The sequence below is a fragment of the Amphritea sp. 1_MG-2023 genome (assembly GCF_030547545.1).
In the GTDB taxonomy this organism is placed as follows: domain Bacteria; phylum Pseudomonadota; class Gammaproteobacteria; order Pseudomonadales; family Balneatricaceae; genus Amphritea.
Genome location: NZ_JAUOQE010000011.1, coordinates 24,744 through 43,938 on the forward strand (window position 1 = coordinate 24,744; position 19,195 = coordinate 43,938).

At 49.4% G+C, this 19,195-nt stretch carries 17 protein-coding genes; 10 read left to right on the top strand and 7 right to left on the bottom strand.

The features are described from left to right. Positions 1-288: 288 nt before the first annotated feature. The 3 genes from Q4488_RS07945 (at position 289) to Q4488_RS07955 (ending at position 2,463) form a co-directional block, all read left to right on the top strand. Positions 289-636 carry a metalloregulator ArsR/SmtB family transcription factor gene (locus Q4488_RS07945; RefSeq protein WP_303579942.1) on the top strand — a complete coding sequence of 116 codons (348 nt, stop codon included), beginning with the start codon at positions 289-291 and terminating at the stop codon, positions 634-636. Positions 637-968: 332 nt separating this feature from the next. Further along, the gene (gene arsB / locus Q4488_RS07950) at positions 969-1,985 is read left to right on the top strand and encodes an ACR3 family arsenite efflux transporter (protein WP_303579943.1); all 1,017 of its coding nucleotides are present in this window, start codon (positions 969-971) and stop codon (positions 1,983-1,985) included. A 154-nt stretch (positions 1,986-2,139) separates the two neighbouring features. Next, the gene (locus Q4488_RS07955; protein ID WP_303579944.1) at positions 2,140-2,463 is read left to right on the top strand and encodes a hypothetical protein; all 324 of its coding nucleotides are present in this window, start codon (positions 2,140-2,142) and stop codon (positions 2,461-2,463) included. Between the two features lie 237 nt (positions 2,464-2,700). Here the strand turns inward: Q4488_RS07955 and Q4488_RS07960 are convergent, their stop codons facing one another. Continuing rightward, a complete protein-coding gene (locus Q4488_RS07960; RefSeq protein WP_303579945.1) occupies positions 2,701-3,573 on the bottom strand; it encodes a DUF1989 domain-containing protein in 873 nt (290 codons plus the stop codon). A 390-nt stretch (positions 3,574-3,963) separates the two neighbouring features. On the opposite strand from Q4488_RS07960, the gene Q4488_RS07965 reads away from it, so the two are divergent. The 4 genes from Q4488_RS07965 to Q4488_RS07980 all read left to right on the top strand — a co-directional run bounded on the left by Q4488_RS07965 (position 3,964) and on the right by Q4488_RS07980 (position 9,172). Beyond that, positions 3,964-4,401, top strand: coding sequence for a universal stress protein (locus tag Q4488_RS07965; protein WP_303579946.1), 438 nt, complete (start codon positions 3,964-3,966; stop codon positions 4,399-4,401). A 42-nt stretch (positions 4,402-4,443) separates the two neighbouring features. After that, positions 4,444-5,964 carry a sodium:alanine symporter family protein gene (locus tag Q4488_RS07970; RefSeq protein ID WP_303579947.1) on the top strand — a complete coding sequence of 507 codons (1,521 nt, stop codon included), beginning with the start codon at positions 4,444-4,446 and terminating at the stop codon, positions 5,962-5,964. Between the two features lie 299 nt (positions 5,965-6,263). After that, positions 6,264-8,090: a phosphogluconate dehydratase gene (edd, locus tag Q4488_RS07975; RefSeq protein WP_303579948.1), complete on the top strand. Its 1,827-nt coding sequence runs from the start codon at positions 6,264-6,266 to the stop codon at positions 8,088-8,090. Between the two features lie 182 nt (positions 8,091-8,272). Then, a complete protein-coding gene (locus Q4488_RS07980; RefSeq protein WP_303579949.1) occupies positions 8,273-9,172 on the top strand; it encodes a D-hexose-6-phosphate mutarotase in 900 nt (299 codons plus the stop codon). Positions 9,173-9,266: 94 nt separating this feature from the next. Here Q4488_RS07980 and Q4488_RS07985 read toward each other — a convergent pair whose 3' ends face one another. The 6 genes from Q4488_RS07985 to Q4488_RS08010 all read right to left on the bottom strand — a co-directional run bounded on the left by Q4488_RS07985 (position 9,267) and on the right by Q4488_RS08010 (position 15,563). Continuing rightward, positions 9,267-9,740, bottom strand: a complete 474-nt coding sequence (locus tag Q4488_RS07985; protein WP_303579950.1) for a methylglyoxal synthase — start codon at positions 9,738-9,740, stop codon at positions 9,267-9,269. A gap of 47 nt (positions 9,741-9,787) precedes the next feature. Next, positions 9,788-10,456 (bottom strand): bifunctional 4-hydroxy-2-oxoglutarate aldolase/2-dehydro-3-deoxy-phosphogluconate aldolase, encoded by a 669-nt coding sequence (locus Q4488_RS07990; RefSeq protein WP_303579951.1) that lies wholly within the window; start codon positions 10,454-10,456, stop codon positions 9,788-9,790. 51 nt (positions 10,457-10,507) lie between these two features. Continuing rightward, the gene (gene pgl, locus Q4488_RS07995) at positions 10,508-11,212 is read right to left on the bottom strand and encodes a 6-phosphogluconolactonase (RefSeq protein ID WP_303579952.1); all 705 of its coding nucleotides are present in this window, start codon (positions 11,210-11,212) and stop codon (positions 10,508-10,510) included. Then, positions 11,199-12,695: a glucose-6-phosphate dehydrogenase gene (zwf, locus tag Q4488_RS08000; RefSeq protein WP_303580017.1), complete on the bottom strand. Its 1,497-nt coding sequence runs from the start codon at positions 12,693-12,695 to the stop codon at positions 11,199-11,201. Before zwf ends, pgl begins: the two co-directional genes overlap by 14 nt. Positions 12,696-12,900: 205 nt before the next feature. Beyond that, positions 12,901-13,998: a DUF6765 family protein gene (locus Q4488_RS08005; protein WP_303579953.1), complete on the bottom strand. Its 1,098-nt coding sequence runs from the start codon at positions 13,996-13,998 to the stop codon at positions 12,901-12,903. 89 nt (positions 13,999-14,087) lie between these two features. After that, complete coding sequence (locus Q4488_RS08010; protein ID WP_303579954.1) at positions 14,088-15,563, bottom strand: hypothetical protein; 1,476 nt, start codon at positions 15,561-15,563, stop codon at positions 14,088-14,090. Positions 15,564-16,003: 440 nt separating this feature from the next. Here Q4488_RS08010 and Q4488_RS08015 point away from each other — a divergent pair, with 440 nt between their 5' ends. The 3 genes from Q4488_RS08015 to Q4488_RS08025 are packed head-to-tail and all read left to right on the top strand — an operon-like array spanning position 16,004 to position 19,160. After that, a complete protein-coding gene (locus Q4488_RS08015; RefSeq protein ID WP_303579955.1) occupies positions 16,004-17,836 on the top strand; it encodes an NAD(P)H-dependent oxidoreductase subunit E in 1,833 nt (610 codons plus the stop codon). After that, on the top strand, positions 17,833-18,534 hold the full coding sequence (locus Q4488_RS08020; RefSeq protein ID WP_303579956.1) for a 2Fe-2S iron-sulfur cluster-binding protein: 702 nt from the start codon (positions 17,833-17,835) through the stop codon (positions 18,532-18,534). The genes Q4488_RS08015 and Q4488_RS08020 overlap by 4 nt, the downstream gene beginning before the upstream one ends. Next, a complete protein-coding gene (locus tag Q4488_RS08025) occupies positions 18,531-19,160 on the top strand; it encodes an NADP oxidoreductase (RefSeq protein ID WP_303579957.1) in 630 nt (209 codons plus the stop codon). The genes Q4488_RS08020 and Q4488_RS08025 overlap by 4 nt, the downstream gene beginning before the upstream one ends. Positions 19,161-19,195: the final 35 nt, after the last annotated feature.

Consider the following 19,195-nt stretch of genomic DNA (forward strand, 5'->3'; position numbering starts at 1 on the left):
CACCTTCCCTAAGGTAAGTCTATGTGCGGATCGTTTTTAAGTTGACATATATGATATTTCATATATAGTCTACATATGAAATATCATATATATAGGCGTTGGGTATCGACGTGTCAGCGATAGAAGCTTGTGCAGCGCATGAGCGATATCTCAGATAGCGCTTGATACGCTAGAGAGACGCACTCCTGCTAGACGTGTGATCGTCTCTTTCGATCGAAATGATCTCGAAGAACTCAATAAATAGATTTAAATGTCTTTGTTAGTCCTGCAGAAAAAGAGAGTGTCTCTATGTCGCCGCTACAGTTTTATAAATGTCTTGCAGATGAAACACGCCTGCGTTGTTTGTTGCTAATGACTTCAGAGCAAGAACTGTGTGTTTGTGAGCTGATGGAAGCGCTCAATGAGAGTCAACCGAAAATATCTCGGCATCTCGCGCATTTGCGAAATTGCGGTTTATTAACCGATAGGCGGCAAGAGAAATGGGTGTTCTACAGTATTAATCAATCGCTGCCTGAATGGACAAAAATCGTGCTGCGCGACACTCTGCAGCATAACGCAGCGTTCATAGCGGACAACCTGCAGCGACTTGAACGTATGGGCAATAGGCCCGAGCGAACCCGTTCATTCTGTTGTTAGGGAAGGTGCGAATAAGTCAATTACGCCTCTGGCTGACAGAGAACATAACGGACTTATTCGCACCTTCCTTAGCTGAGCGCTGCATTTCAATCGTATGGCTAACTGTATGGATCATTGACACTGAGCGCCTGTCACGGATATTCAACTCTTGAAATTCAGCTGACGCGTTGTGGTGGGTTGATAAACGCGATGGTCAATCAATGAAATACTGTATTCGATTCTGTTATTTCTACATAAGAGCAATGCCGATTAACGCAGGCTGATACCGTTGGCCGTTGTTTTAAAGATAAACGATTTTTTATTGCTAACATCATTGGCAAAGGAGAGTAGCTATGGGTAACTTTGAGCGCTACCTGAGTGTATGGGTCGGTATCGCGATTATTGGCGGTGTTTCGCTGGGTAGTGGGTTGCCTGGTTTTTTTGAAATCATCGCAGCGTTGGAATATGCACATGTGAATCTGGTGGTGGCATTACTGATTTGGTTGATGATTTATCCGATGATGGTGCAAATTGACTTTTCATCTCTCAAAGATGTGGGTAAGAAACCAAAGGGATTATTGCTGACGCTGAGCGTCAATTGGTTACTCAAGCCATTTAGCATGGCGTTCTTAGGTTGGTTGTTTTTTAAAGGTATTTTTGTTGATTGGGTCGATCCTGCAACCGCCAATGAATATATCGCTGGGATGATTTTATTGGGCGTTGCTCCCTGTACAGCGATGGTATTTGTTTGGAGTCAGCTAACCAAAGGCGACCCTAACTATACGTTAGCGCAGGTATCCGTTAACGATATTATTATGATCTTTGCGTTCGCGCCGATTGCGGGCTTCCTGCTAGGCGTGACGGATATCTCAGTTCCTTGGGACACTCTGCTACTCTCGGTGGTGTTGTATGTGGTTATTCCTTTGGCGGCCGGCGCGATGACGCGAAAACTCGTTGATCATAAGGATAATCACACCTCGCTCGAGCAATTATTAGCGACACTCAAGCCTTGGTCGGTGATCGGCTTGCTGACAACCGTTGTTCTGTTATTTGGTTTTCAAGCGCCGACCATACTGAATCAGCCGCAAGCGATTGTCTTAATTGCGATTCCCTTACTGATTCAGACCTATGGTATTTTTGCGATCGCTTATTTCATCGCTAAAAAATTAAGCTTACCCCATAACATAGCGGCACCGGCATGTATGATTGGCACCTCTAACTTTTTTGAGTTAGCGGTGGCTGTGGCGATCTCATTGTTTGGCTTACACTCAGGTGCTGCGTTAGCAACGGTTGTCGGGGTGTTGGTTGAAGTGCCGGTGATGTTGAGTCTGGTTTGGTTTGCCAATAGAACGCGACATTGGTTTGCTTAAAGCTCTCGCAGTGCCTAGGGTTAGCCTTCACTGGCCATCAAAGGCTGTACAGCTAAGGTAGGTGCGAATAAGTCCGTTATATTCTCTGTAAGCCAGAGGCGTAATTGACTTATTCGCACCTTCCCTAGCGGCCTTAATTGAGCAGGGCTTATCGATGGATCGGGCAACCTATGTCGCCTCACTCGATGCGGTACAAGCCTGCCGTGATTGGCTGTGGTCGTTGGCGCCAGAGGCGGACGCTATTCTGACGCCCGCGGCACCAGATATTGCGCCTTTAGGTCATGATGCGACGGGGGCGCCGCATATGAGTCGGCCTTGGCAGGCAATGGGTTTACCCGTTGTTAATGTGCTGGGTATCGCCGATGAAAATGGCGTGCCGCTGGGATTACAGCTGGTAGGTAAACTGCGTCAAGATGATACCTTGTTGACGCATGCGGCTACTCCTCGTTGCGCTGATCATTCCCCACCGACCCATTGAGCCTCGCTCGATGGGTCGGTCAGTTTCGTTAGCAACCATCAAGTTAAATAGAGCGCTGGATGGTGTTGTTCTGATGTTGTTAGCACGTCTATATTGCCGTTGCTGAGGTTACCATCGCGGATCTTCGCCGCTACCGATGGAATAGCGGCACTTGAAATAGACGTTAGAGAAAGTAAGCGTCACCGAATGCTGCTCTAGATCGCAGCAGCGCTGTTTAATCCGCTTGATGATATACGCTTACAAACCATGTTGGCCGCGATAGCCGTTGGTTGGAGGCGATTGCCAGTCACATAAAGCACCTTCGGCTGGTTGATAGATCTCCACCAACAGCGGATAGCAGGGCGTACTGTCATCTGAATGGCTACTGCCGCAATCGCCACCGGGGCAAGCCGAGAGGGCGCCGAGTAGGTCTATCTCCGCAAAGAATTCAATGAAGTCACCCGGGCGCACGGGGCTCGCTTTCATAAAATATTGATGGGTATCGCGGGTAAAGCCGGTGCACATAAAGACATTGAGTACGTCATGCACATGGGCTTCGGCTTCACTCAGGGGTAGCGCTTGATGTTTGGCTAACGCGCGGGTGAGATTAGAGTGACAGCAGTGATGGTAGTCGAGCCCTTTTAATAGGTTGTTTGTATAGGGATCGCAACGGGTGCCGATGACATCGTGAATACCGGCGCCATCGGCATCCCAACCATACCAATCTAGGGTATCGTGGGTGATGGTTGCCAGTGGGCGTAGGTTAGGAAGGTTGCTCCATAAGCGGTCGCCGGTGGTGACATGGCTGGCGTGTAACTGACGTGTTTTGCCACTATAGAAGCGTTCAGATAGGTCGGTAGCATTCCATAGGTTCAGATCGCCTACCTGTGGGCCTTCGACACTGACGATGCGACAGAAATGGCCAGCTGGGACATGAAACGAAGCCGCATCACGCGGTGCAACCATGACTTCAGCGACTTTCTCCATGGTTTGTCTGGCTTGTTGATATAGCTGAGCATCATAGGCAGGTAAACAGTCCACGTCATAGCAGATGACCGGTTTAGCCGCGCGTCTCTGTTGAGCATCGGTAGGCGGTGTATTTTGAGCATTGCTGATGTCTGATCTGTTCATCGTTTAGTTCCGTGTTGAATGTTATTAGGAGAGTGGTAACGAGGCTGACTTAAGCCTATTCAAGCATATTGCCATGAGATCAAAAATGCTATGCATCCATCCCATTGTCGCATGAAGCGATTCGTTGTTTTCATGCGCTGCTTTCATTCGGAGATTAGTGCCCCTTGTGATGGCTGCTGACGTGAGTATTAGGGCGCTTGAATAGCATTAACACGACGATTCCTATGTACTTTCCTATGGACTACTTTCACGTGACTAGTTCCTTTGATGCTACCACCGACTGACATGAACGTATTAAGCCCGCGATCGCTATTGTGGCCTAATTTTTCACATGATCGACAATCGGTGCCTATACTCAATGTTGATATAGGCAATATAAAGGAGATGAACATGTCAACAAAATTGATTGTTGGTTTAGATGGAAGTGAGCCTGGAGAGCGTGCATTGACGTATGCCAAGCAGCTATCAACGCTGATTGGTGACTGTATGATCGAACTGGTTTATGTCATTGAGTGGTCTCCTTATAGTTTCCAAACAGCCGAAGAAAATGCGAGGCGGCATCAGCGACGGGAACAGGAGATCAAACAGGCATCGGAACGTGTGATTACACCGGCATTAGAAGCGATGAAGTTGGAAGGTTTTGTCGCGGGGGGACGTGTATTACATGGGGATGCTGCCGAATTATTGAACTCAGTGGCAATCAAAGAGAAGGCGCAGCAGATTGTTGTGGCTCGCTCGACAGAGAGTGGGTTAGCGGCAAAACTGTTTGGCAGTGTCACCGCCAAGTTGGTGATGAGTGCGAGCGTTCCAGTCACCGTTGTTAATTGAGGCTCTCTTATGCGTATTCAAAAAACACTTAGCAGTATCCTTATGACTCTCTTGTTGTGTTTCTCTAGCGCATCGGTATTGGCCGAAGAGGGGAGCATCGATCAGACTGTCAATGAGGCGTTTGCTTTAGCAACCGGTTGGTTTGTTAATTTAATTTTTGCGCCCTTACCCGGTACGAGTTTTCCGTGGATCGTCCTCTGGTTGGTTACTGGGGCCACGGTCTTCACCTTCTATTTTGGCTTTATTCAATTTCGGGCGGTGAAGCATTCGATCGGTTTGATTAAGGGCGATTATTCGGATCCTGATGATGCCGGTGAGGTGTCTCACTTTCAGGCGTTGGCGACCGCGCTATCGGGAACGGTGGGGTTAGGTAATATCGCCGGTGTGGCGGTGGCGGTGAGTATTGGCGGGCCGGGTGCAACCTTCTGGATGATTTTAGCCGGCTTGATGGGGATGGCTTCGAAATTTACCGAGTGTTCACTGGCGGTGAAATACCGTAATGAATATGCCGATGGTACGGTTTCGGGTGGCCCTATGTATTACATCTCCAAAGGCTTTAAGGAGAAGGGGCTTCCGGGGGGCGGCATACTGGCGGTGTTGTTCTCGATCTTTTGTATCTTGGGCGCTCTCGGTGGCGGTAATATGTTTCAGGCGAATCAGGCGCATGCACAGATCAGTAGTATTGTCGGCGATTATCCTGGTTGGATTACCGGCGTTATTTTTTCAATCATCGTGTTTTCGGTGATTGTTGGGGGGATCAAGTCGATTGCGAATGTAACAGAAAAAGTGGTGCCCTTTATGGGCATTCTTTACGTGCTGGCATCGTTAGCGATCATTCTCATGAATCTCGATAAGGTCGGCTGGGCATTTGGTCAGATTTTTGAGGGGGCCTTTACTGGGCTGGGGATCGCCGGTGGTTTTGTCGGTGCCTTGATTCAAGGCTTTAAACGGGCGGCTTTTTCGAATGAAGCGGGTGTTGGTTCAGCGGCGATTGCTCACTCGGCGGTGCGCACTAAAGAGCCGATTACCGAAGGGTTTGTTTCGTTGCTTGAACCGTTCATCGATACCGTGGTGATCTGTACGATGACGGCCTTGGTGATTATTATCACTGGTCAGTTAACCATTGATCCGGCAACGGGTTTGTATCTGGTGGGTGAGAGTGGTCGTATTATTACAGCGGATGGTTCTTCCGGTGTAGCACTGACTTCGGCAGCGTTTGGTTCGGCTTTCTCTTGGTTTCCTTATGTCCTTGCGATTGCCGTCGTCCTGTTCGCTTTTTCCACCATGATTAGCTGGTCTTACTATGGCTTAAAGGCTTGGACTTATCTCTTTGGTGAGGGTAAAACCGCTGAGCTTGTATTTAAAGTCATCTTTTGTCTTTTTGTCATCATCGGTGCGGCGGCCAATCTTGGCCCCGTGATCGATTTCTCCGATGCTTCCATCTTCGCTATGGCGGTCGTCAATATTATAGGTCTGTACTTCTTGATGAGCTTGGTTAAAGTTGATTTGAAATCCTATCTGTCACGTTTGCAGTCGGGTGAAATCAAGAAATTTAAGAACTAACGCGTCACGCGATAATGTTTACAGCCTTATCTGTTGGCAACTCAACGGGGTAAAAAGAAATTTTTACCCCGTTTTTATATCGGCCTCGGTGAATAAAAACGCTCGATTAATGTGACCCTGATCTTGCGAGTCGCTAATGATACAGTGCCTGCGATGCTGACGATCCATTTACCAATCTAGCTCCTCAGCCCTCTAACAACCGTTGTCGGACTGTTTAGGCTATTTATTGTCAGGTATATTGGTTTATCTGTACGCGTTTTAGCGATAGGTTTTTTCATACGTTTGATTCAGGAGCCACTATGCACAGTGTTATTGAGCAAGTTACCGCCCGAATTATCGAGCGGAGTCAGGACAGTCGAGCCGCGTATGTAAGGCAGATGCAGGCTGCCGAAGAGCGGGGTGTTCATCGTGCGCGCTTATCATGCGGTAATTTAGCTCACGGCTTTGCCGCTTGCGATACCGAAGATAAACAGGCGTTGACGTTAACTAATGCGGTCAATGTGAGTATTATTTCCGCCTATAACGATATGTTATCGGCCCATCAACCCTTCAAGACGTTCCCCGATATCATTCGTCAAGCGGTACATGAGATGGGCTCGGTGGCTCAGTTTGCCGCCGGTGTACCGGCCATGTGTGATGGCGTGACGCAGGGACAGCCGGGTATGGAGTTGAGCTTATTTAGCCGAGATGTGATCGCGATGGCGACGGCGGTGGGCTTATCTCATAATATGTTTGATGCGGCGTTATATTTAGGCGTGTGCGATAAAATTGTGCCGGGGCTATTGATTGGCGCGCTCCGCTTTGGTCATTTGCCGACGTTGTTTGTACCCGCAGGGCCGATGCCAAGCGGCCTGCCGAATAAAGAAAAGGCGAAGATTCGACAGCTGTATGCCGAAGGTAAGGTGGATCGTGCGGCGTTATTACAGTGCGAGTCGGACTCTTACCATAGTGCCGGTACTTGCACCTTTTATGGTACGGCTAACAGCAATCAGATGATTGTCGAGATGATGGGGTTACATCTACCGGGTGCCTCTTTTGTTAATCCCGGTACGTCGATGCGCGATGCTCTAACCCGAGAGGCGGCGCAGCAGGTGGTGCGCCTGACACAGCAGAATGGTGAATTCACGCCGCTGTATCACATCGTGAATGAGCGTTCATTAGTGAATGCGCTGGTGGCGCTGCTGGCCACCGGCGGCTCGACCAATCATACCCTGCATCTAATCGCGATTGCCCGTGCGGCGGGTATTATTATTAATTGGGATGATTTTGCCGAGCTATCGGCGGTCGTGCCGTTGTTAGCTAAGGTTTACCCCAATGGTGATGCCGATATTAATCACTTTCAGGCCGCGGGTGGCGTGGCTTATCTGGTGCGTGAGTTGCTATCGGCGGGCTTATTGCATGACGATGTGATGACGGTGGTTGGCCGCGGCTTGTCTCGATACACTCAAGAACCCGCGATTGAAAATGATCAATTGATCTGGCGTGATGGTATCACCGCATCGCTTGATTGCTCCGTGTTGAGCCGCGTTGCTGAGCCTTTTAGTGCCGATGGCGGCTTAAAGCTGATGCAGGGGAACCTGGGACGTGGTGTCATTAAAGTCTCAGCGGTCGCGCTAGAGAATCAAGTGGTTGAAGCGCCGGCGATCGTGTTTGACGATCAAGATGAGGTTAAAGAAGCGTTTGAGTCGGGTAAACTGAATCGTGATTTTGTTGCTGTGGTGCGTTATCAGGGGCCGAAAGCCAATGGTATGCCCGAGCTACATAAGCTAACGCCTTTTCTTGGTACGCTGCAAGATCGCGGTTTTAAGGTGGCCTTGGTGACCGATGGCCGGATGTCCGGCGCCTCAGGCAAAGTGCCTGCGGCGATTCATGTATGGCCTGAAGCGAGCTTGGGCGGCCCATTAGCTCAGGTCGTCAATGGCGATATGATTCGCGTGGATGCCAAGCGGGGTGTTTTGCAACTGCTCGCTGATGATGACGCTTGGTTATCACGCGGGCAGTCAATGCCGGCGACTGCCGCGCAACATCATCAGGGCATGGGACGTGAATTGTTTGCGCCCCTGCGTCAACAGGTGAGTTGTGCCGAGCAAGGCGCCAGTGTCTTCAAGTTTACCGCTATCGATTAATGATATCGATTAAATAGCACCGATACTGACGAGTCGGCTTCAGAGGCTCAAATATGTAAGCCCGAAGGCTGTTGATATCCAAGTACAAAAAAGCATAACTCAATAGCTCAGCGAAATAGCTCAGCGAAATAGCTCAGCGAAATAGCACAGCAGAAGAGCCTAACCAGGCGAGGCAGGATTTGATGAATGAGACAGCGTGGCAAGGCGATCTTGAGCAAACGATCTCAGGCTATGCACGCGGACAGACTGAGCTACAGTGGCACGGTTATGATCTCTGTGTGTTTAAGCAGTCGTGGGGTGAGCTCGTTATTGCGCTGCAGGGTGGGCAAGTGCTGTTGTTTCGCCCCGCTGGTGAACAGCCGCTGCTTTGGCTCACGGATCAACCGGCGGCTGGGGGTGCTATTCGTGGTGGTGTGCCGCTGTGTTGGCCTTGGTTTGCTGAGCCTATCGATGATGCTTCGCTACCTAAACATGGGGTTGCGCGAACAGCCCGTTGGACACTGGAGTGTGTCTCGATGAATGCCGAGGGTGGCTGCTGGCGTTTGCTGCCACCGCCATCACTGTGGCATGGCTTGACCCTTGCACTTGAGGTGACGGTTGAGGCAGGCGCACTTAGTCTGGCATTAACCTCACATAACCTCACTGCTCAGCCGATCGCGATGACACAGGCGTTACATAGCTATTTTGCGGTGTCTGATAGCGCTCAAGTCGAACTGCAAGGGTTAGATGGTTTGCCTGTGCGGGATAAGTTACAAGGGATGCAAGCACGCCTACATCATGGCGCGGTGATGTTTCCGGAGGCAACCGACGTGATCTTCGGCCATGACAGTGAGACAGCGGTGAGACTGATTGATCATGGTTGGCAGCGGGTCATCGGTATTCAAAAGCAGGGCAGCCGTTCGACAGTGGTTTGGAATCCCGGCGCTGCTGCTGCCGAGATAGGGGATGTGGGGATCGATCAAGTGTCTCGGTTTGTCTGTGTTGAAGCGGCTTGCACCCGTTTTTACGATCGGCCATGGATCGATGCCGGCGAAACTCAGACATTAACGACTTCGTTTCGCGTGCTGCCTTATTCCAGATAAATAAGCTTGTTGAGTGGTTCAAGCGTATTCTGTGACTGTTCGCGCTTGCCGATTTAGCATGATACAAATCACTTCGCTAAGCACGCAACAATCGTTATGCACTAGAGGGTATACGCTTTTCCAGATAGCGTTCATAATCGGGTACTTTATACTGATGTTGCGCGTTTAATAGCGGTGAACTAATCATGAAGTCAGCGGTGCTTCGATTGCAGGCAACGGCGACATTCCATACCGCGGCGACCCGTAACAGCGCTTTAACATCGGGATCATGAGGCATCGGTTCGAAGGGATCCCAGAAGAAGATAATCATATCTAACTTTTGTTCTGTGAGCAGGGCTCCGATCTGCTGATCACCGCCGAGCGGGCCGCTAATCAGTTTGGTGATCGGTGTTTTTAAGCTGCGTTCGAGTAAGTGGCCGGTGGTGCCTGTGGCAAATAAGGTATGTTGCTGTAGCGTCGATAGGTTTTTGTGAGTCCAATCGAGTAGATCTTGTTTCATATTATCGTGCGCGATCAGAGCGATACGCTTTTGCGCTGGCATCGCTATCTGCTTCATCTCTATGTCCATATCGGCTTCCGGTAACGTTGTTTATGATCGATCTCTTTTGATGAATATTATTGAGCGGTATCAGCCGTCAGGTTAACGGCCTGTTGTGCCAGTCGTGTTATGGCCTGCCAGTCTTGCTTGGCGACGCTATCCGCTGGCGTTAGCCACGTGCCGCCGACACACATAACGTTGGCAAGGGCTAAATATTCGCTGGCGCTATGGGCGCGAATGCCACCGGTGGGGCAGAAGCGGATATTACCAAAAGGCCCCGCGAACGCCTTAAGGGTGGCGCTGCCGCCGGCTATTTCCGCGGGGAAAAATTTAAACCGTTGATAGCCCCACTGAATTCCCGTCATTAGCTCAGAAACGGTTTGAATGCCGGGTAAATACGGCGTGTCGCTGGTGGTGCCGTAGTCTAAGAGTTCGGCCGTGATGCCGGGGCTAACGATAAATGAACTGCCACTGTTGACAGCGCGTTTAAAATCAGCCGGATTGATGATGGTGCCTGCGCCTACATGGGCGTCGGGCACCGCTCGAGCAATGGCGTCAATCGCATCCAGCGCATGAGGCGTGCGCAAAGTGACTTCGAGTACTGGTAAACCGCCAGCAACGAGTGCTTCGGCGATCGGGATCGCATCCTTAAGTTGATTGATGGTGAGTACCGGAATGACCGGCGCTAAGCGGCAAAGTTGATCGGTTTTGGCAGTCATCTCAGGTGGCAATAATGTAGTCTTCATCGGTTATCCTGTTGGCAATGGGTAGGCTGTTATTGTCGCAGTCTGTGATGCTCAGGGAGCCCAAAAAATAGTTAACGGCTGTTGTAAAAACAGATTAATGGGCATCGCTTGCGGTGTGCTGATTAAGGCTTGAGTCAGTGTTGTCAGCTTGTCTTGCCCGACTATATGTAAAATGCGTTGCTGACTGTTGAGCAGTCTTGAGGGCGTCAGCGATAGTCTGGCATAAGAGGCGTGGGTTGGGTTAATAGCCACACTGTCAGCTTGACTCTGTAAGGCGGCGGATAATTCAGCGGCATCTGGAAACAGTGAGGCGGTATGACCATCGTTACCCATACCGAGAAGGACAATATCGAACGGTTGGCTAAGCTGTTGACAACCGGTCTGATGTTGCGCTGCGGCTGCGGCAGTCATACCGGCTTGCCAAAGGGGAATAAAATGGGCGTTGCCCGCATATTGCTGTAGCAACGCGGTGCGCACGAGATATTCATTGCTATCAGGCTGATCGGGATTGATCCAGCGCTCATCCGCGAGAGTGATAGTGACTTGATGCCAGGCCAGCGGTATCTGACTTAAACGCTTAAATAGCGGTACCGGGGTAGTGCCGCCAGACACGGCTAAGTAGGCTTTGCCGCTGCTGTTGATTGCATCGCTGAGCTGACGTGCGATATGTTCGGCTAGGGTATGGGTTAGCGCTTCACGAGAGCTGAAATCACACAGTGTTATATGCTTGGGTAGACTCAGCTCACTGATCTTCATACCAGCAGTTTCCATCTTTAATTAACATCAAGTCAGCAGCTTTGGGTCCCCAGCTACCGGCCGCATAGGCTAGCGGTGGTTTGTTTTCGTTGTGCCAATGTTGCATTAATTGATCGCACCAGGTCCAGGCATGTTCCACTTCATCACGGCGCACAAATAAGTATTGATTGCCTTGCATCACCTTCAGTAGTAATCGCTCATAGGCATCGGGCACGCGATTTTGTTCAAATGATTGCGAGAAATTGAGATTTAGTGCTTCGCTACGTAAATGCATGCCTTTATTAAGGCCGTGATCTTTATTGAGAATTTGGAGTGAAATCCCCTCTTCCGGTTGTAGACGGATAATCAGTTTATTCTGCGCCAAGTGGCGCTGACTCTCATCAAAAATAAAGTGTGGCTGTGGTTTAAAGTGAATGGTTATTTGTGACAGTTTCTCGGGTAGTCGTTTGCCGGTACGCAGATAGAAGGGCACGCCCGCCCAGCGCCAATTATTGATCTCCGCCTTGATGGCGACAAAGGTTTCGGTATGGCTATTGGGGTTGGCGCCTTCTTCTTCCATATAGCCGGGTACCGGATTCCCCTCAACCAAACCTTTGGTATAGCGGCCACGTACCACATGTGTGTTGCACATGGCGGCGGAGATCGGTCGTAGCGCCTTGAGCACTTTGACTTTTTCATTACGAATCATGTCGGCCGAGAGATCATCGGGCGGGTCCATGGCGGTTAAACAGAGTAACTGTAATAGATGATTTTGCACCATATCTCGCATCTGTCCAGCTTGATCGAAATATCCCCAGCGTCCTTCAATACCCACTTTTTCGGCCACGGTAATCTCAACGTGAGAGATATGGCTTTGATTCCATTGTGAGCCGAACAGAGGATTGGCAAACCGTAAGGCGATCAGGTTTTGTACTGTTTCTTTACCCAAATAGTGATCGATACGATAGATCTGCGCTTCATCAAAATATTCGGCGACCTGATCATTAACCTCATTGGACGATCTCAAGTTATGACCGATGGGCTTTTCTAATACCACACAGCTATTGGTGTTGATGCAGTCGCCTTTAGTGAGGTTACGACTGATAGCGCCATAGAGCGAGGCGGGGGTGGCATAGTAAAAAATTCGCGCTCGTTCGGCACTGATATCGAGGATAGTTTTGAGGGAGTGGTAGCCTTCAGCATCGGTGAAGTTGATGATGCAATATTCTATTCTGGCTAGGAAGCGCTGCAATGCAGCGGCATCGAGTTCGTCAGGTTTGATGCGTTGAGTGAGACTCTCCTGGCAGCGACGGCGAAAGGCATCACTATTTTGTGTTGCTCGCGCGACGCCGATGATACGCGTATCTTGCCCGAGTAGTGCGGCACTATCGAGTTGGAATAGGGCAGGGATCAGTTTGCGTTGTGCTAAATCACCCAAAGCACCGAATATTACGATATCGCTGGATCTGTTTACACTCGCCATTATTGCACCTGTTGTTGTCATCATTCAGCCAACCAGAGACTTATAATAGGCATAGGCGTCGGTTTATTTCAACTGATGCTACAGGACATAAAATTAATTATTACAACAATGTTGTGCTTTGCAGCATGAATTTTTTGAGTATCAAAGGTCGCCCCATAAGACTGTTAATCGGTGATAGCGAGTGTTGTCAGTCGTTCGGGCAGACGCTTCCAACGTCGCGTTAATATTAAGCTGCACTGATGCCGTAGCGAGGCAGAATTTCATGAATGACGGTGAATCGGTGCGCTTGTAAGGCATCATGGAAGTGCTTCCAATCACTATCGAGAAATGCAGCGTGATAAGTAAATAGCTGATGTTTTAACTGTTTCGAACGTCTATCTTTAATGGCCTGATACTTCCAAGAGCCCACGCCTTTGGGGATATAGTGGAGTTTTTCCGCCGGAAAACCAAAGTGTTCATTCGCGATAGCGTCGAGCCATACTCGATGACGCTTATCACCGCTATCTTCACGAGTATTGCGTAACATGGCTTCGATTTGCTCACGGCTGATGGTTGACAGTCCGGCCACGTTGGCGTCAGCATCGCCCAGCTGAAAGCGGCGCATCGCTTTACACATCTGATCAGCGGCTTCGATAAAATCCTTGGGGTTATCGCGTTCGATATGCAGCCCCTCACCATTGGTGTAATGCCACTTAAGATAGGGCCGATCGGGATAGCTCAATGCGGCACCATGGCCGAGTGGCAGTAGGTCGCCGACAAATTGTGATTGGACGGCATCGAAGCGGTCGAGGAAGTAGTTTTTTACCTGTATGAGTAGGCTTGGGTCAGGATCATTATTTTCATCGAGTACATCTTGAACGAGATTGATTTTATCATTGATACCGGCAAACCCTTGGTGCGCCCAGGTATCGGCAAATACATGCATGGTGATACCCAGACGGTGCAGGGCATTCGGTTTATGGTGATCGGCGATACAGGCACGCAGCATATCTTGCGCGACAAAACTATTCGGTCGACAAACGATTTTATGGCGGAAATCGGCATCAGGATTTTCGCCAGCCGCTAAGCCCTCATTCCCAGGCAAAAAATGAAATGGGATCCAGACTTGATGATTGGCCAGTTTTTGAATGTTTTTGTAGTCGATCATTTTGTGGGCAGAGGCGATACGTTGATACATCGCCTGATTATCAAAGCGGATTAGACCATCGTTGGTGGCATCATCCACATATTGAGCCGCATGGGCGATGACCGAGGCATGGTGATGGTTAAATCCTGATAATCGAGCGACCACGTAAGTGACGCCATGATGAAAGTCGATCTGCATGATGAGACTCCTTTGTCGGATTCATATTAGCCGTGCAGGATTGATAATGAACTTCATGCGAGGGCCGCCTGTCTCTCTTTTGTTGCTTCTCATGATAGGTCAATCTCATAGGGCTCAAAATCTCGCACGGGAAGGTTGTCGTGGTCGCGTTCACGGACTCGCCAAGCATTCACCTTCAAGCGGATCTTGCCGTTATCGGCTTGCAGAAAACTGGCGGTCATAAAGTGTTCGCGGGTACGTGACTTGGGATAAGCTGATAATAACCATCCACGTTTGGTGCTAACGGCAAATGAGTGGTCGTAGTGTACGGGTTTTGCCGTCCAGCCGGGCATGCTAACCAAGGCTGGATCGGGAAAATGGGTAGGCTTAAAGCTGGGGGTAGCGGTGGCAATACCGTTTAAACCGGTGAGGTTCGACAGCGGGGAGGAGATAACTTCGATGAGTCGGCCCCCTTGTGGTCCCAAGGTTACGCTAGCGATACGGCCAAAATGCACATCGCCGCTGAGCAAGACAATATCATGACCGCTGCTGCCTAGGGCCTGCAGCAATTGTTGGTATTGAGTTTTGAAACTGAGGAGATTTCGTTCGGTCGGATTTTGTTCCACAATTAAAGGTTGTGGCAGTACCAGCACGCCGGGTGATTGTAATGCTTTGGCCCAATCGGTTAATTGCTTAAATTCAGTGGCGGGTAGAAAACCGTGATCATGGCGTAATGAGCGTAGGTCGGCGAGACAAAACGCGAGCTTATCAGCAATGGTAAATGTCTCAATGTTAGGGCTTTGCTGTACCCGACGAACGCCATCGGTGGAGGCTTTCGACCAAGTGTTTCTGACTTTTTTAATTTTTAAGGCTAACAGGGTGGGAATCAGTGAATCATGAAAGGGGTAGTCATTCCAGTATTCATGATCATCTGGCAACATCCAAGTGGCACCCCGATTAAGAATACTGCCCAACGCCTGCCAATGTAGTGCGTAATCATCGGCAACCCGTTGTCTTATTTCACTACTCACAAATGAGAGTGAATCGAAGCCTATATCGAGATAGACCTGATCACCGGTGAGAAACGTGATATCGGGTTTAACCGCCGGATCGCCGCGATCATACAGGGCTTTGTAAGCGCCTGCTGCCTGACCACCATCACGGTGATTATAGAAACAACTACCAAAACCGATGGTGAACGGTTTTTCGCCTATCGGCGGTAACTGTGACGGTAGGGTATCGAATTGTGCACTGCGCAGTAGTTGCCAGGAGGCTTCACGCACACCATGAATCGCTTCAATGCGCCGAAGAAAACGGACCTTATAGTGACAACCGGGCTGAAGATCTGAAAACTCGGCGGTGATATAGAAGCGTTTACGAATCTTGCTAAAAGGTCTATTCCAGTCGCTTTTCACGATGGTATGTACGCTGACATTGTCAACCGCGTCGATTAACTCTATACGGGCATGCTCGGGCATGGTTAAGGTCGAGAACAGTGTGCCGGCCCAAACTTTCACACGCTTTTGTGTGACTCGCAATACGACTAGAGACCACTGGCCGGTACTGGTAATAATCTCTTCGCTCATGTTTATATTCCCTGAGTAAATTGAGTGTCCGTTTGATCGCTGATGTCGGTTATTTAAGACTATAAGTTCAATAGCGTGATCACATTTCAATGTAGGCAATGATCTGAAACTTAGCCACTTCAGCGATCAATAGTTCACTGAACTGAGCGACTAAGTTAAGAATATGAGCTGCGAGTCTACACGTTGTTAGGCGTGCCTATACGCATTCAGAGGGCGCCTGATGGATGGCTTGACGGTGATATCGAGGTATGACGACTGACAGGATGGGCGGGTAGACAAAGGGTTTGATCAGTCAACCAAATCGCCGCTAACCTGTACTACAATTTTACGAGGGCGATATGCATGATTGTCGAGTAGCATTGACCCTAGGGGATATCAAAATGTATTGTCGATTGACCGTTTTGTATGCCTAGCGCAGTCATATCACTAAGGATTATAAAATGAATAAAAAAGTCCTGAGCATCGTGAAGCGTTATCAAGCGGATAAAACACGGCTGCTGGATATGCTTTGGGAGATACAACGTCAGTATGACTATATTCCTCATGGCGCGATATTAACGCTGGCCGATGAGCTTAATTTGTCGGTGAATGATATTCGCGAAACAAGCTCTTTTTATCATTTCTTTCATATGCGACCTGCCGGTAAACATCGTTTCTATCTGAGTAATACGGTGATTGCCAGAATGAATGGTTATCAGCAGGTGTTAATGGCGTTGGAGCAAGCTACGGGTGCCACCCTAGGATCGATGGATGTCAGCGGTACGTTTGGTGTGTATGACACCGCCTGTATTGGCCTGAGTGATCAAGAACCGGCGATGTTAATTGATGACGTGGTTTTCACACGACTCACAGTCGATAAAGTACAGTGGATTATCGCTCAGTTACAGCAGGGTTATAGTGCAGCAGAGATTGCTAATCCGCAGCAGTTACCGACACACAGTATCGCTTATGTAGATCAGTTAGTGGAAACCCATATTTGTCAGGCAGGACCGGTTTTTTTTCAGCAGGAAACCGATTATCACCGCCTGTTACAGCAGTGTTTGACGCATGATCCTGATGCGGTGATTAAGACCGTACTGAATGCTCGGTTGCAGGGCTTAGGGGGGGCTGGCTTTAGCACGGGTGAAAAATGGCGTTTGTGCCGTGAAACAGCGAGTCAAACTAAGTATGTGATTGGTAATGCCGATGAAGGCGAACCCGGTACCTATAAGGATCGGGCGCTACTGATTCGTTCACCTAAGGAGGTGTTTCTGGGGATGATTATCGCGGCTTGGGCGATTGGCGCAGCGCAAGGCATCCTCTATCTTCGCGCAGAGTATATCTATCTCAAGCAGTTTCTTGAAACTGAGTTGCAGCAGCTCAGAGAGGCAGGCCTATTGGGTCGTCATATCTTGGGACGCGAGGATTTTAGTTTTGATATTCGTATTCAGATGGGCGCTGGAGCCTATATTTGTGGCGATGAATCGGCATTACTAGAGTCGTGTGAAGGGAAACGAGGAACGCCTCGCGTCAAACCGCCATTTCCGGCTCAACAGGGTTATTTAGGGATGCCAACTACGGTCAATAATGTTGAGACCTTGGCGGCGGTTACTCGACTCATGGAAAAAGGTGCCGCTTGGTATGCTGGATTGGGCTTTGCAACATCTGCCGGTAGTCGCTTGGTGAGTGTCTCGGGTGATTGCGCGCGTCCGGGTATTTATGAGGTGGAGTGGGGTCTTACGCTGAATCAATTACTCGAACAGGTCGGCGCAGTCGAACCTTGGGCCATACAGGTGAGTGGTCCGTCAGGGGAATGTGTGGCGGTTGAACTCAGTGGTGAACGGCGTTTTGGTTATGATGATCTGGTGTGCAACGGTTCGCTGATGATCTTTAATCGCTCGCGGGATCTACTTGATATTGTGCATCAATTTATGCAATTTTTTGTTACTGAATCCTGTGGCATCTGTACGCCTTGTCGAGTGGGGAATGTTGAGTTACGGCAGAAAATAGAGCGCATTATCGCGGGCAAGGGGTGTCAACAAGATCTCGATGATCTACTCAGTTGGGGTGAGATCATCCGCCGCACGAGTCGTTGCGGATTAGGGGCCACATCACCCAATCCGATACTCACCACGCTTGCGCAATTTAACCAACTCTATCAGGCGAAGCTGATCGCGTCGCAGGGAACGTTGTTGCCCTCTTTTGATGTTAAAGCGGCGCTGCAGGGGCATGAACAGGCGAGAATTAAAGTGATGCAAATCGAGTCAGAGCCAAGCAAGGAGGTGGTGAAATGAGTATTCAGATAACCCTTGATGGTCGGCCTGTGAGTACTCAAGCCGGGGCTAATTTGGTCGACGTGGCCGCCGAGCATGGTGTGTATATTCCGACGCTATGCTATCTGAAAGGTAAGCCATGTCTAGGGACCTGTCGTATCTGTTCTGTTAGCGTCAATGGCCGTATAGCGGCGGCTTGTACCGTGTCGGTGAGCGATGGCATGATCGTGGCGGTAGATGAACCCGCGCTGGCGGATATGCGTAAGGCGCTTATTGAGATGTTGTTTATCGAAGGCAATCATAATTGTCCTAGTTGTGAAAAGAGTGGTCGCTGCGATTTACAGGCAGTGGGTTATGATGTGGGTATGCTGGTGCCACGCTTCCCCTATCGGTTCACGCCGCATCAGCGAGAGGTGGGTGCTGAACGTATTTGGTTAGAGCGTGATCGCTGTATCTTTTGTCAGCGTTGTGTCGACTATATTCATGATCAACACAGCGGCCAGAAAATCTTTACGATCAAGGGACGGGGCAGTAACGCGCGCATAGAAATAGATAAGACGCTAGCCGATCAGATGTCAGCAGAGCAGGTACGTGAAGCCGCTGAACTCTGTCCGGTAGGCTGTATTATTGAAAAAGGGGTGGGGTTTAATCGACCTATTGGTGAGCGTAAGTTTGAGATTAAATCGGTGCGTCAACGGGCATTGGAGGATGATGTATGACGAATAGCCATAAAAAAACACTCTTCTCTCATGATCTTCCGGCTACGCCTATGGATCCGGCTTTACAAGCGTCACGGGATCAAAAAATCAAGGTAGCGATGATCGGTTTATGTGGCTGCTGGGGCTGTACCTTATCTTTATTAGATATGGATGAAGCGTTAATAGGCTTGCTCGATAAGGTGACGATCTTACGTTCATCGCTGACGGATATTAAGCGGATTCGCCAGCGTTGTGCTATTGGTTTTATCGAAGGAGGGGTTGCCAATGAGGAGAATATCGAAACCCTGAAAGAGTACCGTGAACACTGCGATATTCTCATCTCTGTCGGTGCTTGTGCGATTTGGGGCGGCGTGCCTGCGATGCGTAATGAGGTCGAACTGAGCAGTTGTCTCGAAGAAGCCTATGTTGATTCCATCACCGCGGTCGCTAATGCCATTCCCACGATTCCCTATCATGAAGATATTCCACGAATAACGACTAAGGTATATCCCTGTCATGAAGTGGTCAAAATGGATTATTTTATTCCGGGCTGTCCACCCGATGGCGGCACTATTTTAAAAGTGTTAGATGACTTAGTTAATGGACGTGAGTTTGATCTACCAACGACGATGAATCGCTACGATTAATGGTTTGCATGGCGCTCAAGGGTCGTTTTAATAAT

What these genes read in the sequence shown, in the direction of transcription:
- Q4488_RS07970 (WP_303579947.1), top strand. Translation starts at nt 4,444, where the DNA reads ATGACTCTCTTGTTGTGTTTCTCTAGCGCATCGGTATTGGCCGAAGAG.
- arsB (WP_303579943.1), top strand. Translation starts at nt 969, where the DNA reads ATGGGTAACTTTGAGCGCTACCTGAGTGTATGGGTCGGTATCGCGATT.
- Q4488_RS07980 (WP_303579949.1), top strand. Translation starts at nt 8,273, where the DNA reads ATGAATGAGACAGCGTGGCAAGGCGATCTTGAGCAAACGATCTCAGGC.
- Q4488_RS07945 (WP_303579942.1), top strand. Translation starts at nt 289, where the DNA reads ATGTCGCCGCTACAGTTTTATAAATGTCTTGCAGATGAAACACGCCTG.
- Q4488_RS07985 (WP_303579950.1), bottom strand. Translation starts at nt 9,740, where the DNA reads ATGGACATAGAGATGAAGCAGATAGCGATGCCAGCGCAAAAGCGTATC.
- Q4488_RS07990 (WP_303579951.1), bottom strand. Translation starts at nt 10,456, where the DNA reads ATGAAGACTACATTATTGCCACCTGAGATGACTGCCAAAACCGATCAA.
- Q4488_RS08020 (WP_303579956.1), top strand. Translation starts at nt 17,833, where the DNA reads ATGAGTATTCAGATAACCCTTGATGGTCGGCCTGTGAGTACTCAAGCC.
- Q4488_RS07965 (WP_303579946.1), top strand. Translation starts at nt 3,964, where the DNA reads ATGTCAACAAAATTGATTGTTGGTTTAGATGGAAGTGAGCCTGGAGAG.
- zwf (WP_303580017.1), bottom strand. Translation starts at nt 12,695, where the DNA reads ATGACAACAACAGGTGCAATAATGGCGAGTGTAAACAGATCCAGCGAT.
- Q4488_RS08005 (WP_303579953.1), bottom strand. Translation starts at nt 13,998, where the DNA reads ATGCAGATCGACTTTCATCATGGCGTCACTTACGTGGTCGCTCGATTA.
- Q4488_RS08010 (WP_303579954.1), bottom strand. Translation starts at nt 15,563, where the DNA reads ATGAGCGAAGAGATTATTACCAGTACCGGCCAGTGGTCTCTAGTCGTA.
- Q4488_RS07960 (WP_303579945.1), bottom strand. Translation starts at nt 3,573, where the DNA reads ATGAACAGATCAGACATCAGCAATGCTCAAAATACACCGCCTACCGAT.
- Q4488_RS08015 (WP_303579955.1), top strand. Translation starts at nt 16,004, where the DNA reads ATGAATAAAAAAGTCCTGAGCATCGTGAAGCGTTATCAAGCGGATAAA.
- pgl (WP_303579952.1), bottom strand. Translation starts at nt 11,212, where the DNA reads ATGAAGATCAGTGAGCTGAGTCTACCCAAGCATATAACACTGTGTGAT.
- edd (WP_303579948.1), top strand. Translation starts at nt 6,264, where the DNA reads ATGCACAGTGTTATTGAGCAAGTTACCGCCCGAATTATCGAGCGGAGT.
- Q4488_RS08025 (WP_303579957.1), top strand. Translation starts at nt 18,531, where the DNA reads ATGACGAATAGCCATAAAAAAACACTCTTCTCTCATGATCTTCCGGCT.
- Q4488_RS07955 (WP_303579944.1), top strand. Translation starts at nt 2,140, where the DNA reads ATGGATCGGGCAACCTATGTCGCCTCACTCGATGCGGTACAAGCCTGC.